General features: G+C 42.1%; 7 protein-coding genes, 1 tRNA gene and 3 rRNA genes. 10 read left to right on the plus strand and 1 reads right to left on the minus strand.

Going from position 1 to position 15,317, the window contains the following annotated elements; all coding sequences use genetic code 11:
* Window positions 1-17: 17 nt before the first annotated feature.
* The 8 genes from PL11_RS07020 (at window position 18) to PL11_RS07055 (ending at window position 10,842) form a co-directional block, all read left to right on the plus strand.
* Entirely contained in the window at window positions 18-1,205 is a 1,188-nt protein-coding gene (locus PL11_RS07020; RefSeq protein WP_035168322.1) for a glycosyltransferase family 4 protein, read from the plus strand.
* Window positions 1,206-1,229: 24 nt separating this feature from the next.
* On the plus strand, window positions 1,230-2,252 hold the full coding sequence (locus tag PL11_RS07025) for a glycosyltransferase family 4 protein (RefSeq protein ID WP_035168324.1): 1,023 nt from the start codon (window positions 1,230-1,232) through the stop codon (window positions 2,250-2,252).
* 1 nt (window position 2,253) lies between these two features.
* A complete protein-coding gene (locus tag PL11_RS07030; protein ID WP_035168326.1) occupies window positions 2,254-3,267 on the plus strand; it encodes a lysylphosphatidylglycerol synthase transmembrane domain-containing protein in 1,014 nt (337 codons plus the stop codon).
* Window positions 3,268-3,320: 53 nt separating this feature from the next.
* Window positions 3,321-5,381: an LTA synthase family protein gene (locus tag PL11_RS07035; protein WP_035168329.1), complete on the plus strand. Its 2,061-nt coding sequence runs from the start codon at window positions 3,321-3,323 to the stop codon at window positions 5,379-5,381.
* Between the two features lie 397 nt (window positions 5,382-5,778).
* Window positions 5,779-7,354 (plus strand): 16S ribosomal RNA (locus PL11_RS07040).
* A gap of 223 nt (window positions 7,355-7,577) precedes the next feature.
* Window positions 7,578-10,498: ribosomal RNA gene (locus PL11_RS07045) — 23S ribosomal RNA — on the plus strand.
* A gap of 76 nt (window positions 10,499-10,574) precedes the next feature.
* Window positions 10,575-10,691: ribosomal RNA gene (gene rrf / locus PL11_RS07050) — 5S ribosomal RNA — on the plus strand.
* The 16S, 23S and 5S rRNA genes sit together here with 1 tRNA gene alongside, the layout of an rRNA operon.
* A gap of 78 nt (window positions 10,692-10,769) precedes the next feature.
* A tRNA-Thr gene (locus PL11_RS07055) sits at window positions 10,770-10,842 on the plus strand.
* A gap of 75 nt (window positions 10,843-10,917) precedes the next feature.
* Here the strand turns inward: PL11_RS07055 and PL11_RS07060 are convergent.
* Window positions 10,918-12,561, minus strand: a complete 1,644-nt coding sequence (locus tag PL11_RS07060; RefSeq protein WP_035168739.1) for an NAD(P)/FAD-dependent oxidoreductase — start codon at window positions 12,559-12,561, stop codon at window positions 10,918-10,920.
* Window positions 12,562-12,857: 296 nt separating this feature from the next.
* On the opposite strand from PL11_RS07060, the gene PL11_RS07065 reads away from it, so the two are divergent.
* A complete protein-coding gene (locus PL11_RS07065) occupies window positions 12,858-14,309 on the plus strand; it encodes a cytochrome ubiquinol oxidase subunit I (protein WP_191982056.1) in 1,452 nt (483 codons plus the stop codon).
* Entirely contained in the window at window positions 14,302-15,312 is a 1,011-nt protein-coding gene (gene cydB / locus PL11_RS07070; protein WP_035168736.1) for a cytochrome d ubiquinol oxidase subunit II, read from the plus strand. The genes PL11_RS07065 and cydB overlap by 8 nt, the downstream gene beginning before the upstream one ends.
* Window positions 15,313-15,317: the final 5 nt, after the last annotated feature.

The following is a 15,317-nucleotide window of genomic DNA, read 5'->3' on the forward strand; positions in this document are numbered from 1 at the left end:
AGAAAGGGGAGCTCGACGTGAATATTGGTATTTTTACCGACACATATTTTCCACAGGTCAGTGGCGTCGCTACCTCGATTAAAACACTTAAGAACGAACTTAAACGTCAGGGTCATCAGGTGTATATTTTTACTACTACAGATCCGCACGTTGAGAAAAAAACATTTGAGCAGGATATCTTTAGGTTCTCAAGTATTCCTTTTGTTTCGTTCACAGACCGAAGGATTGCGGTTCGTGGGCTGTTCCAAGCTTATGAGATTGCTAAGGAACTTAATTTGGATATTGTTCACACCCAGACTGAATTTTCTATGGGAATGATTGGTAAGTTTGTTGCTAAAAATCTAAACATTCCTTGTGTGCATACTTATCACACTATGTACGAAGACTATTTACATTATGTTGCTAATGGGAAACTGCTTAAACCAGTTCATGTTAAGGAGGGAACCTTAGCTTTTTGCCATAATTTAAATGGAGTCATTACTCCTTCGGACCGTGTTCTAGATACACTAACTGATTACGGGGTTAAAGCTAGTATGCGGATTATTCCAACTGGTATTGATGTGGAAAAGTTTGGCAAACCGGGGAATATCGATGTGCGCAAGACTTACGGAATACCTGAAGATGCCCCTTTGATGTTGTCATTAAGCCGGCTGGCTTTTGAAAAAGATATTGACCACGTTATCAATCTTACAACTAGAATTAAAGAACATGTTCCCGAAGCAAGACTGATGATTGTTGGGGATGGTCCGGCTAAGGAATCTTTGATGACCCAAGTTACTGAACTTGGATTGGATGATTCTGTCACCTTTACCGGTGAAATCTCAAATGATAATGTTAACGGATTTTATCAAGCCGCCGACGTGTTTGTTTCAACTTCATCGTCTGAATCACAGGGATTAACGTACATTGAAGCAATGGCTGCGGGTGTTCCTGTGGTGGTCACTGCTAGTGACTATACTGATGGGCTACTGGACAGTGAAAGTCTCGGAAAAACGTTTAGTGTTGATGAAGATTTTGTCAAAATTGTCACGAAATATCTTACAGATCCAGTTGATAGAAATGATCATTTTGTTAAACAAACATTGAATAACAAGCTACACGAAATTTCAGCACATACATTTGGTAGTCGGGTAATTGATTTTTACCGTGATATGCGGGTTAACCAAGAACTGAACGGAGACCATCCTGTGAACTTATTCGATTAATCTTGTGCTAAGAAGGGAATTTGCATGTTAAAAATCAATATGTTTTCAACTGCGGATAAGGTTAAGGGCCAAGGAGTCGGCAGTGCTTATACAGAGTTGGTAAAGATGCTGAAAAAGCGATTTGCCAATGAGTTCAACGTCACAATCAATAAATATGGAAAAGCAGATATTACACACTACCATACAATCAACCCTACATTTTACTTGTCGACATTTTCTAGGTCACGGGGAAGAAAAATTGGCTACGTTCATTTTCTTCCAGAAACACTAGATGGCAGCATTAAGCTACCTCAGCCGTTTAAAGGAATTTTCTATAAGTACGTTATTGCTTTTTACAAACGAATGGATCATATCGTGGTTGTCAATCCAACCTTCATTGATAAGTTGGTTGCTTACGGGATCCCAAAAGAAAAAATCACGTATATTCCTAATTTCGTTAGCAAGAAGGTATTTTATTCTGTTGATGAGACAGAGAAGTTTAGACTTCGAAAAAAATACGGGTATGAACTAGATAAGTTTACTGTATTAGGTAGTGGCCAAATTCAAACTCGTAAAGGGGTTTTGGACTTCGTTAAGTTGGCCGAGCAAAATCCAGATGTTCAGTTTATTTGGACTGGTGGGTTTTCATTTGGAAAGATTACTGAAGGCTATGCTGAGTTGGAAAAGATTGTTAAGAATCCGCCAAAAAACTTGTCATTTCCAGGAATTGTTTCCAGAGATGAGATGGTTGAATACTACAATGTGAGTGACCTGTTTTTGCTACCCTCATATAATGAGCTGTTTCCGATGTCTGTGTTAGAAGCATTTAGTACGAATACCCCGGTTATGTTAAGAAACTTGGATCTATATCATTCAATAATTGATGGTTACTATGTCGGCTGCCAAGATGAGTCAGAGATGAACAGCAATTTGCAAAAACTTATGGCAGACAAAGAGTTGCTGACTGACTATCGGAAGCGTGCAGCAACTGCCAGCGACAGATATTCAGAAGAGCATCTTGCAGAAATCTGGAAAGATTTTTACATTAAGCAGGCCAAGGAAGGTTAACATGTCAAGAAATAATAAGATAACGCTAAGCGTGATGGTATTACTAGGAATTGCAATTTTTGCATTTTCAATTCGAGACATCAAGTTGAGTGTCCTAATTGCGGATTTCTTTTCGATTAATTTTTGGTGGATATTAGTTGCCTTCTTATGCATTGGGATTTATTTATTCATTGAAGCAGTGATCACCAAAAGTTTGGTATCTGATCGGGTTGAAAAATTTACTTTTAAAGATGCCATCCGAGTTCCGTTGGTTGAACAACTTTTCAACGGTATTACACCATTTTCGTCAGGGGGGCAACCCGGACAACTATTTGTAATGATGCAAACCGGAATTGATGGTGGTCGGGCTAGTTCAGTATTGCTGATTAAATTTGTTGTGTACCAAGCCATGATTGTGGTGAATTTCTTTATTAGTTTGGTGATTGGTTTTCACTATGTGGCAACTAAATTACAATTATTAGCCTTGTTCGTTTTGTTTGGATTTTTAATTCACTTAGGGGTAATCGTTGGCTTGCTACTAATTATGTATGTCCCTAAGTTTACTAAGCACATTTCAAAACTTCTGTTCAAACCAGTTAAGTGGTTTGTAAAGGATGAGAAGTATGATTCTATGCTGACAACTCTTCTGAGCAAAATTGATAATTTATATGAAGAAAGTGTCAGGATTGGTAGAAAGCCCTCTTTACTTCTAAAGGTGGCTGGTCTGACGTTTATTCAACTACTGTTCTATTACTTAATTCCATACTTTATCATGTTGTCACTGGGGTATATGAACGCCAACGTAATTATGGTTACTAGTTTGCACGTGATGATTGTGATGATTATTTCTCTGTTTCCTATTCCAGGAGGATCTGGAGGGGCAGAATTTTCTTTTGAATCTTTATTTAGCAGCTACATCACCAACAATAGTAAGTTGGTTTTAGCTATGATTCTTTGGAGAATCATCACATATTACTTCGGAATGTTTGCTGGAGTAGTTGCTTTGGTGATGAAACCGGATAAAGTTGAAGATTAATAACATTCATAAACATGCCTGTCTAAACATAGTGGCTTTGGAGGAAACAAAGAATGTCGGATAATAAAAACCGAATCAGGCACATTTTCGATACGACTTGGGGTTTCTTTTTCCTAGTAGTTGTATTGTTCTGTGTCAAAACATATATTATTTATCAAACAAAATTTACATTAGGGGTCAAGGGCCCTTTGCAGGAGTTTATTCTTGCGATTAACCCAATTCCGGCAGCCTTGCTAACTTTTGGAATTGCCTTGTACTTTTCTGGTCGACTTAAATATTGGCTGATCATGATCATCAACTTCATTGAATCAGTTTGGATTTTTGCTAACATCGTTTATTATCGTGAATTTTCCGATTTCCTATCATTAGGAATTATCAAGGGCTCGGGAAACGTTCAGAACAATCTGGGAAAAAGTCTGATGGAGATTATTCACCCAACTGACTTCTTGGTATTTCTTGACATTATTGTTCTGATTGTACTTTTAGTGACAAAGGTAATTAGGGTAGACACTCGTCCGTTCAAAAAGTATAAAGCTCTACTAATGACAGTTGGCTCTTTCGTTTTGATGTGGGGAGAGTATGGTTTGGCAAGCACTGACCGTTCAGGATTGTTGACCAGGACCTTTGATAATAACTACATCGTGAAATACCTTGGCTTGAATGAATACGCTGCATTTAATGCGTACCAAACTCAAAAGGAATCTGCGACTCGTTCTCATGCTAAGGCAAGTGATATGGATAGTATCCTCAAGTACCTTAAACACTCTCGGGCCAAAGCAGACCCAGCATACTTTGGTAAGCTAAAGGGCAAGAATGTCATCATTATCCATTTGGAAAGTTTTCAACAATTTTTGATTAACTATAAGGTAAACGGTAAAGAAGTTACCCCAAATCTTAATAAGTTTTATAAGAACAATCACACGCTTAGCTTTGATAACTTCTACCATCAAGTTGCCCAAGGGAAGACCTCTGATGCTGAAATGATGTTGGAAAATTCTCTTTATGGATTGCCACAAGGTTCTGCCATGGTTACTTATGGTTCACAGAACACATATCAGGCGGCACCTGCTATCTTAGACCAAAAGGGGTATGCAACGGCAGCATTCCATGGGGATGTTCCAAGTTTTTGGAACCGTGATAGTACTTACAAATCATGGGGATATCAGTACTTCTTTAGTTCACAGTACTATAAGGAAAAAGCTAATTACAGTGTTGGATATGGCTTAAAGGATAAGATCTTCTTCAAGGATTCAGCACAATACTTGCAACAATTACCACAACCATTCTATGCAAAACTTATTACTTTAACCAACCATTACCCTTACTTGTTGGATAAAGAGAACGTCAGCTTCCCAGCTACTAAGACGGGTGATAAGACGGTTGATCCATATGTTCAAACAGCCCATTATCTTGACCAAGCCTTTGGCGAGTTCTTAAACTACCTTAAAAAGACTGGATTGTATAAGGATAGTGCCATTGTTCTCTATGGTGATCACTACGGAATTTCTAATAACCATAGACCGGCTATCGCTCAACTCTTGCATAAGAAGTCAATCAACAGTTATGATTTGGCACAGTTCCAGAAAGTTCCGTTTATGATTCACTCACCTAACCTTAAGGGTGGAATTAAGCACACTTATGGTGGTGAAATCGATGTTTTACCAACTCTACTTCACTTGATGGGTGATAGGAACAACGACACTATTCAATTTGGTACAGATTTATTGTCTAAACAACATGACCAAACGGTTGCGTTTAGAGATGGAGATTTTGTAACTCCTAAATATACCAAGGTCGGGGGATCCGTATACCTAACTAAAACAGGTAAAGAAATCACTCCGAATAAGCGCCAAAAAGAAGAAATCGACTCACTTCAAAACCACGTTACTACAGAATTATCGTTATCTGATAGGGTGATCTATGGTGATTTGCTAAGATTCTATACTCCTAAAGGATTCGATAAGGTTAATAAGAAAGATTTTACCTACCAATATACAAAAGCGATGAAGAATCTTGCTGACAAGCAAAAGCAAGAGCCTACAAGTATCATGGCTAAGAATGATGGTAAGTCAACATTAAACGAATATAAGACCGATGCACCTGAGTTAAAATAACAGGATATGATAAGGTTAGACGGTCCAACCGTAATCGATGACGAGTCGACTATGGTTGGCCGTTTTTTATTTTGACGAATTATTTGTTGACATCACTTTACCGTGCATGTATAGTATTACTTGCGGCTTTCGAGACACGATGTTTTGAACCGCAAAAGATATTTCAAATAGTCGTTGACACATAAGCGGTTACATGATATATTGTAATAGTTGTCAAAAGCGCTGGATTATTCCTCGCCAAGATGATTTTCATTTAAGTAGACCTTTGAAAACTGAACAAAATTTTCGACAAACAAATGTGTAGGGTCCTTTGATCGTTAGATCAAAGACAAACATTTGCAAAGTCAATTCGCGATAAAGAACAAATATAATCATGAGCTTACAAGCTTATCATTTTTAAAATGAGAGTTTGATCCTGGCTCAGGACGAACGCTGGCGGCGTGCCTAATACATGCAAGTCGAACGCGTCCTCGCTGATGAAGTTAAAGTGCTTGCACGGATTCTGATTCAACATTTGGACGAGTGGCGAACTGGTGAGTAACACGTGGGTAACCTGCCCTCAAGCAGGGGATAACACTTGGAAACAGGTGCTAATACCGTATAACAATGAAAACCGCATGGTTTTCATTTGAAAGATGGTTTCGGCTATCACTTGAGGATGGACCCGCGGCGTATTAGCTAGTTGGTGAGGTAACGGCTCACCAAGGCCATGATACGTAGCCGACCTGAGAGGGTAATCGGCCACATTGGGACTGAGACACGGCCCAAACTCCTACGGGAGGCAGCAGTAGGGAATCTTCCACAATGGACGAAAGTCTGATGGAGCAACGCCGCGTGAGTGAAGAAGGGTTTCGGCTCGTAAAACTCTGTTGTTAAAGAAGAACAGGTGTAAGAGTAACTATTTACACCGTGACGGTATTTAACCAGAAAGCCACGGCTAACTACGTGCCAGCAGCCGCGGTAATACGTAGGTGGCAAGCGTTGTCCGGATTTATTGGGCGTAAAGCGAGCGCAGGCGGTCTTTTAAGTCTGATGTGAAAGCCTTCGGCTTAACCGGAGAAGTGCATCGGAAACTGGGAGACTTGAGTGCAGAAGAGGACAGTGGAACTCCATGTGTAGCGGTGAAATGCGTAGATATATGGAAGAACACCAGTGGCGAAGGCGGCTGTCTGGTCTGTAACTGACGCTGAGGCTCGAAAGCATGGGTAGCGAACAGGATTAGATACCCTGGTAGTCCATGCCGTAAACGATGAGTGCTAAGTGTTGGAGGGTTTCCGCCCTTCAGTGCTGCAGCTAACGCATTAAGCACTCCGCCTGGGGAGTACGACCGCAAGGTTGAAACTCAAAGGAATTGACGGGGGCCCGCACAAGCGGTGGAGCATGTGGTTTAATTCGATGCTACGCGAAGAACCTTACCAGGTCTTGACATCTTCTGCTAACCCAAGAGATTGGGCGTTCCCTTCGGGGACGGAATGACAGGTGGTGCATGGTTGTCGTCAGCTCGTGTCGTGAGATGTTGGGTTAAGTCCCGCAACGAGCGCAACCCTTATTGTTAGTTGCCAGCATTTAGTTGGGCACTCTAGCAAGACTGCCGGTGACAAACCGGAGGAAGGTGGGGACGACGTCAAATCATCATGCCCCTTATGACCTGGGCTACACACGTGCTACAATGGACGGTACAACGAGTCGCGAAACCGCGAGGTCAAGCTAATCTCTTAAAGCCGTTCTCAGTTCGGATTGCAGGCTGCAACTCGCCTGCATGAAGTTGGAATCGCTAGTAATCGTGGATCAGCATGCCACGGTGAATACGTTCCCGGGCCTTGTACACACCGCCCGTCACACCATGAGAGTTTGTAACACCCAAAGTCGGTGAGGTAACCTTTTGGAGCCAGCCGCCTAAGGTGGGACAGATGATTAGGGTGAAGTCGTAACAAGGTAGCCGTAGGAGAACCTGCGGCTGGATCACCTCCTTTCTAAGGAATAATACGGAAACCTACACATGTCGAAAGTTTTGTTTAGTTTTGAGAGGTCTACTCTCAAATTTTGTTCTTTGAAAACTAGATAATATTAATTTTCTGTAGTGAATTATATTTAAAATATAATTTCAACCGAGAACACCGCGTTTATTGAGTCAAATTAACGAAATGTTTTATTCGCGTAAAACTCAATTAACTTGAGTATCACGAAGTGATACTAGGTTAAGTTATTAAGGGCGCATGGTGAATGCCTTGGCACTAGGAGCCGATGAAGGACGGGACTAACACCGATATGCTTCGGGGAGCTGTACGTAAGCTTTGATCCGGAGATTTCCGAATGGGGAAACCCAGCAGTTTTAATCGACTGTTACTGTTCAGTGAATACATAGCTGATCAGAGGTAGACGTGGGGAACTGAAACATCTAATTACCCACAGGAAGAGAAAGAAAAATCGATTCCCTAAGTAGCGGCGAGCGAACGGGGAACAGCCCAAACCAAAGAGCTTGCTCTTTGGGGTTGTAGGACTGAACATTTGAGTTACCAAAGTTGTTGATAATCGAACAATCTGGGAAGATTGGCGAGACAGGGTGATAGCCCCGTAGATGAAATCAATGACCCTCAGTTCAGGATCCTGAGTACGGCGACACACGTGAAACGTCGTCGGAATCCGGGAGGACCATCTCCCAAGGCTAAATACTCCCTAGTGACCGATAGTGAACCAGTACCGTGAGGGAAAGGTGAAAAGCACCCCGGAAGGGGAGTGAAATAGTTCCTGAAACCATGTGCCTACAAGCAGTTAGAGCCCGTTAATGGGTGATAGCGTGCCTTTTGTAGAATGAACCGGCGAGTTACAGTAACATGCAAGGTTAAGGTGAAAAAGCCGGAGCCGCAGCGAAAGCGAGTCTGAAATGGGCGTTTAAGTATGTTGCCGTAGACCCGAAACCAGGTGATCTACCCATGTCCAGGCTGAAGGTGAGGTAAAACTTACTGGAGGGCCGAACCCGTGTACGTTGAAAAGTGCTGGGATGAGGTGTGGGTAGCGGTGAAATTCCAAACGAACTTGGAGATAGCTGGTTCTCTCCGAAATAGCTTTAGGGCTAGCCTCGGACTTAGAATCATGGAGGTAGAGCACTGTTTGGATGAGGGGCCCGTCATGGGTTACTAAATTCAGATAAACTCCGAATACCATTGATTTATATCCGGGAGTCAGACGGTGAGTGATAAGATCCATCGTCGAAAGGGGAACAGCCCAGACCACCAGTTAAGGTCCCTAAATGTATGCTAAGTGGAAAAGGATGTGGAGTTGCATAGACAACTAGGATGTTGGCTTAGAAGCAGCCACTCATTTAAAGAGTGCGTAATAGCTCACTAGTCGAGTGATTCCGCGCCGAAAATTTACCGGGGCTAAGCATACTACCGAGACTGTGGACATGACCTTATGGTCATGTGATAGGAGAGCGTTCTAAGGGCAATGAAGTCAGACCGTAAGGACTGGTGGAGCGCTTAGAAGTGAGAATGCCGGTATGAGTAGCGAAAGATCAGTGAGAATCTGATCCACCGAATGACTAAGGTTTCCTGGGGAAGGCTCGTCCTCCCAGGGTTAGTCGGGACCTAAGCCGAGGCCGAGAGGCGTAGGCGATGGATAACAGGTTGAGATTCCTGTACTAGTTGATTATGTTTGAACGATGGAGGGACGCAGAAGGCTAAGTTGTGCGCACGATTGGAAATGTGCGTTCAAGCTACAAGTCAGTTGAGGAGTCAAATGCTTCTCAGCGGGTTGACAAGTAGTGATGAGGACCGAAATTTAAGTAGGGAAGCGACTGATGTCACGCTGCCGAGAAAAGCTTCTAGTGAGTAATCAACTACCCGTACCGCAAACCGACACAGGTAGTCGAGGAGAGAATCCTAAGGTGAGCGAGTGAACTCTCGTTAAGGAACTCGGCAAAATGACCCCGTAACTTCGGGAGAAGGGGTGCTGACCGCAAGGTCAGCCGCAGTGAAAAGGCCCAGGCGACTGTTTATCAAAAACACAGGTTTCTGCAAAATCGTAAGATGACGTATAGGGGCTGACGCCTGCCCGGTGCTGGAAGGTTAAGTGGATGAGTTAGCTTCGGCGAAGCCCAGAAATGAAGCCCCAGTAAACGGCGGCCGTAACTATAACGGTCCTAAGGTAGCGAAATTCCTTGTCGGGTAAGTTCCGACCCGCACGAAAGGCGTAACGATCTGGGCACTGTCTCAACGAGAGACTCGGTGAAATTAAGATACCTGTGAAGAAGCAGGTTACCCGCGACAGGACGGAAAGACCCCATGGAGCTTTACTGTAGCTTGATATTGGGTGTTGACACAGCTTGTACAGGATAGGTAGGAGCCGATGAAGTCGGAACGCTAGTTTCGACTGAGGCGTTGGTGGGATACTACCCTCGCTGTGTGAACACTCTAACCCGCGCCACTAAGCGTGGCGGGAGACAGTGTCAGGTGGGCAGTTTGACTGGGGCGGTCGCCTCCCAAACAGTAACGGAGGCGCCCAAAGGTTCCCTCAGAATGGTTGGAAATCATTCATAGAGTGTAAAGGCAGAAGGGAGCTTGACTGCGAGACAGACAGGTCGAGCAGGGACGAAAGTCGGGCTTAGTGATCCGGTGGTTCCGCATGGAAGGGCCATCGCTCAACGGATAAAAGCTACCCTGGGGATAACAGGCTTATCTCCCCCAAGAGTCCACATCGACGGGGAGGTTTGGCACCTCGATGTCGGCTCATCGCATCCTGGGGCTGTAGTCGGTCCCAAGGGTTGGGCTGTTCGCCCATTAAAGCGGTACGCGAGCTGGGTTCAGAACGTCGTGAGACAGTTCGGTCCCTATCCGTCGCGGGCGTAGGAAATTTGAGAGGAGCTGTCCTTAGTACGAGAGGACCGGGATGGACATACCGCTGGTGTACCAGTTGTGCCGCCAGGCGCATCGCTGGGTAGCTATGTATGGATGAGATAAACGCTGAAAGCATCTAAGTGTGAAACTCGCCTCAAGATGAGATTTCCCATTCCTATATGGAAGTAAGACCCCTCAGAGATGATGAGGTAGATAGGTTGGAAGTGGAAGTGCAGTGATGTACGGAGCGGACCAATACTAATCGGTCGAGGACTTAACCAAAATAAATGGTAAGTATCGGCAGCAGAAAATTAATATTAGCTAGTTTTGAGAGAACAAAGTTCTCTAAAGTAAATAGTGTGGTGGCGATAGCCTGAAGGATACACCTGTTCCCATGCCGAACACAGAAGTTAAGCTTCAGCACGCCGATAGTAGTTGGGGGATCGCCCCCTGCAAGGGTAGGACGTTGCCACGCAATTTTAAGTCTTTGGTTTATACCAAGGGCTTTTTTGTTGTCTTGATACTGTGTGGAATTTCAGATAAAATAGAGATTGCCGTTTTAGCTCAGAAGGTAGAGCATTTCCATGGTAAGGAAAAGGTCCCGGGTTCAAATCCCGGAAACGGCTGTTTAATTAAGTTGAATTACATAGAAAATAGCGCCCCTCAAAAACCGAGGGACGCTATTTATCTATATAATACTTTTATTTACCGTGATAAATCGATTGAGGAACTCCGTAACGAGCTTTTCCCCAAACCTTTTCAATCCAAGGAATGAACCAGTAGTCTAACCCGATTGATCGTCCAGAACCATTTAGAAGGGCGATTGCGGCGAATAACACCCAAATTGTTGAGGTAGCCATCATCGTGAAGAAGAACAAGCAAATCACAAATAGGCTTGCAATAAATGTACATAACCCTAAGAAGATGAAACAACCGATAATTGCTTCTAACCAACCAACTCCTGGATGCGCAGTGATTATCCAAGGATTACCACCATTCATATTAGCTAAGCCATCTAGGAATAAGGAGAGTCCAAAGAACAATCTTAACGGAACTGTCCACAGTACATTGCTCTTACGTGAAGTGTGGTAAGAAAAGACAGTTCGACCATTCTTAACCCAGAAGAATTCATCCAAAATATATTTCCACAGGTAGTAGCCAGATGAAATTCTTGCGAAGTAAAGGAAGTTGGTAAAATGCTTCATTATGGTTGCAAACCAACCACGAATTCGCTTGCCACCAAATACTTGGGCAATCCCATAATGAGCACCAAATGAAACTGTAAATCCGAGATTCTTATCTTTAAATTCTACATAATTCTTTGATCCCGAGATATCTTCACCAATGTTATGAGCAACTACTAAAGCTTCGTTTTCAGCTTCTTGAGCAGTTTGTGGTACTGCCCGTTCTGCACCTTTTTCAGTGGCATTGGAATTATCACCAGCAACGTAGATTGATTGGTCTTCAAACCCTTTAGCTTGAAGATATTCGTTAGTAATTAGTCTGCCACCACGACCAGCTTCGATTCCAAATTCATCGGCAGTGTGGTTAGTTTTTACTCCGGCTGTCCAAATCAAAGTGTTAGTGGTGATTGGTTCTTGATCCTTAATTTCAACGCTGTCAGCATTTACCTTTGAAATCATTGATCCTGCACGAATTTCGACATTGTTTTTCTTAAAGTACTTCTCAGCATGAGCTGCATTTGTGCGATCAAGCATATTGATAATGGTTGGATTTGCTTCAACCATGATAACTTTGATTTCATTTGGATCAAGTTTGTTTTGCTTTGCTAATACTTTGCGATAATCAATCAGTTCACCAACAGTTTCGGCCCCGGTAAATCCTGAACCACAAACAACTAAAGTTAACATTGCCCGACGCTTAGCAGGGTCACGCTCAACCGCACCCTTGCGGATAATGTCACTAATGTGATTTCTCAAGCGAATGGCATCTTCCATTGACCATAAAGTAAAACCGTTTTCCTTAACCCCTGGAGTACCAAAATCGTTTGGTTCACCACCCATACTAATAAGCAAGCTATCGTATGGATATTTGCCGTGCTCCCCAACAACAATTTTGCTATCTTTGTCTACTTCAGAAATCGTATCAGTCACCAAATTAACATTTTTTGATTTATGGAACAGACGTTGCAAATCGTATTGAATACTTTCGGGTTCAATTCTTTCAGTGGCCACTTCATGTAGTTGAGTCATGTATGTGAAATAGGAATGACGATCAATTAGAGTGATGTGGACATCTGAATTGTTTTTGAACCGTTTGGCAAGCTTTTTAGTGGCATATACACCGGCGAAACCAGCACCAATGACCACAATGTTCTTTGCCATATTAATACCCCCTCATAATGTTAGATTGGATAAGATTAAAAAAAATAAAAATGATAGCGCAAACATCTTATCAGACTCAATTATAATTAACTTGCTATAAATTGTCTAATAAAGAATCCCTTATATATCAACAAATCATGCTTCTTTAGCCTTAACAATTCACAAACTTTTGTAAACTTTCAAATAACCATTATCGTATTTTTAAAACTAATTATAATTGAATAATGATTCCAATATAGCTAAAATATAGGCGTAAGAGTTTATTTTACAAAATTATGATGAGGGGGGAAGCAATTATGGATATTGCTGCTTCAGTATTATTCCTGTCACGATTTCAATTTGCGATGACAACAGTGTTCCATTTCTTCTTTGTTCCATTTTCAATTGGTTTAGCTTTTATTGTTTCAGTTATGGAAACGCTTTATGTTGTTAAAAAAGATGAAGTCTACAAGAAAATGACCCAGTTTTGGGGAAAGATGTTCATCTATAGTTTCGCAGTTGGAGTTGTTACTGGAATTATTCAAGAATTCCAATTTGGAATGAACTGGTCTGAGTACTCTCGGTTCATGGGTGATGTGTTCGGTGCACCACTTGCAATTGAGGCCTTAGCCGCATTCTTCTTGGAATCTACATTTATTGGTCTTTGGATGTTTACATGGACTAGAGTTAAGCCAGCAGTGCATGCACTTTTCATCTGGCTAGTATGTATTGGTTCGTCATTATCAGCACTTTGGATTTTGGCTGCCAACAGTTTCATGCAAAATCCCGTTGGTTATATTATCAATGCTAAAACTCACCGAGTTCAACTAACAGACTTTGGTGCAGTTGTTGGTAATAAACAATTATGGTACGAATTTTCACACGTTATTCTTGGTGCCTTGATCACCGCAGCATTTGTTGTCGCTGGTTGTTCAGCATGGAGATTGTTAAAGAATAAGAACGTGGACTTTTACCGGAAATCAATTAAGGTCAGCTTAATTATTGGTCTAGTTGCCTGCTTAGGTTCAATTTGGTCTGGTGATTTACAAACTCGCTACTTGGTTGATAATCAACCAATGAAGTTTGCTGCTATGGAAGGTTTGGATAAGAACTCTAAGAATGGTGACTGGACTATGGTTGCTGGATTTAAAGACCATAAAAAAACCTGGTCAATCGAGGTTCCTAAAGTTCTTAACATCTTGACTTACCATAAGTTCAATGGTCCATCGATCAAGGGACAAGAACAGGTTAACAAAGAGTTGAAGGCAAAGTATAAGAACAAGCAAGGGGACATGAATTACTACACCCCAACAAGAACCTTGTTCTGGAGCTTTAGAGTTATGGCTGGTTCCGCAGCATTATTCGCGTTAGTGGCCATCGTTGGTCTTTGGTTTAACCGTAAGAAGTCTGATGCAATTGTTAAGCAGAAGTGGTTCTTGTACATCATGGGACTTTGCCTATGGTTACCATTTATTGTCAACACTGCTGGTTGGTTCATCACCGAATTTGGTAGATATCCATGGGTTGTTTACGGATTGCTAACCATTGCTGATGCTGTATCGCCAACCGCAACTGTTGGTTCACTATTATTCACAAATATCGTTTACTTCCTAATGTTCTCCGGCCTTGGTCTAGTTATGATTGTTCTTAGTCATAGAGTACTTAAGGAAGGCCCAGATTCAGTTAACCCAGATGGGTACGCAGTTGAAAAAACTGAGGATTCATCTAAGGCTGATCCTTACGAAATGGGGGCGGTTAAACATGACTAATTTACAATTACTATGGTTTATCTTAATCGGTGTCCTTTTTAGTGGCTTTTTCTTCCTTGAAGGATTTGATTTTGGTATTGGAATGGCGGTTAAGTCATTTGCCAAAAACACAGCTGAACGCGATGTGATTATTCAAACTATCGGCCCTCACTGGGACGGAAATGAAGTTTGGTTGATTACTGCTGGTGGTGCAATGTTTGCCTCACTGCCAATGTGGTATGCTTCACTATTTTCAGGCTACTATTTAGTTCTATTTTTAATCTTGGTTTCCTTGATTTTTAGAGGAGTGTCATTTGAATTTAGAGCCAACGTTAAGACCGAAACCTGGAGAAACTTCTGGGAGTGGGCTTCAACAATTGGTAGTTTCTGTGCCGCTTTCTTATTTGGAATGATGTTCACAAGCATGATTCAGGGCGTTCCAATGGATGCTGAGGGAAATGTTCATGGCACTTTCTTCACATTCGTTAACTGGTTCTCAATCGTTGGTGGAGTTGCAGTTTCATTGCTCTGCTTCATTCACGGCTTGAACTTCTTACGTCTAAAAACTAGTGGGGAACTCCGTGACCGTGCTCAAAGCTGGTCAATGAAGTTATACCCAGTACTACTTGCTGGAGAAGTTGTGTTTGCAGTATTGCTTTACTTTGTAACCGACTTTATTAAAAATAAGCCAGTATCAAGTATTTTAATCTTGGCATTCATCGTTGTCTTCTCATTGCTAGCATGGTTCTTTGCAGCTAAACACCATGACTGGGGTTCATTTATTTCTAGTGGGTTAACGCTAATTGGTATCGTGGTTCTTATCTTCAACGGGTTATTCCCACGGGTTATGATTGCTACTAACCCTGCTCATTCAATTTTGATCAAGAATGCTTCAAATTCTCCATACACTCTTCACTTGATGACAATTATCACATTCTCAATTTTGCCAATTGTGTTAATTTACTTCATCTGGAGTTACTGGATTTTTTACAAGCGTTTAAAATCACCGAAACAAACTGCATAGATTAA

The organism is Lentilactobacillus curieae (assembly GCF_000785105.2).
GTDB classification, from domain to species: Bacteria; Bacillota; Bacilli; order Lactobacillales; family Lactobacillaceae; genus Lentilactobacillus; species Lentilactobacillus curieae.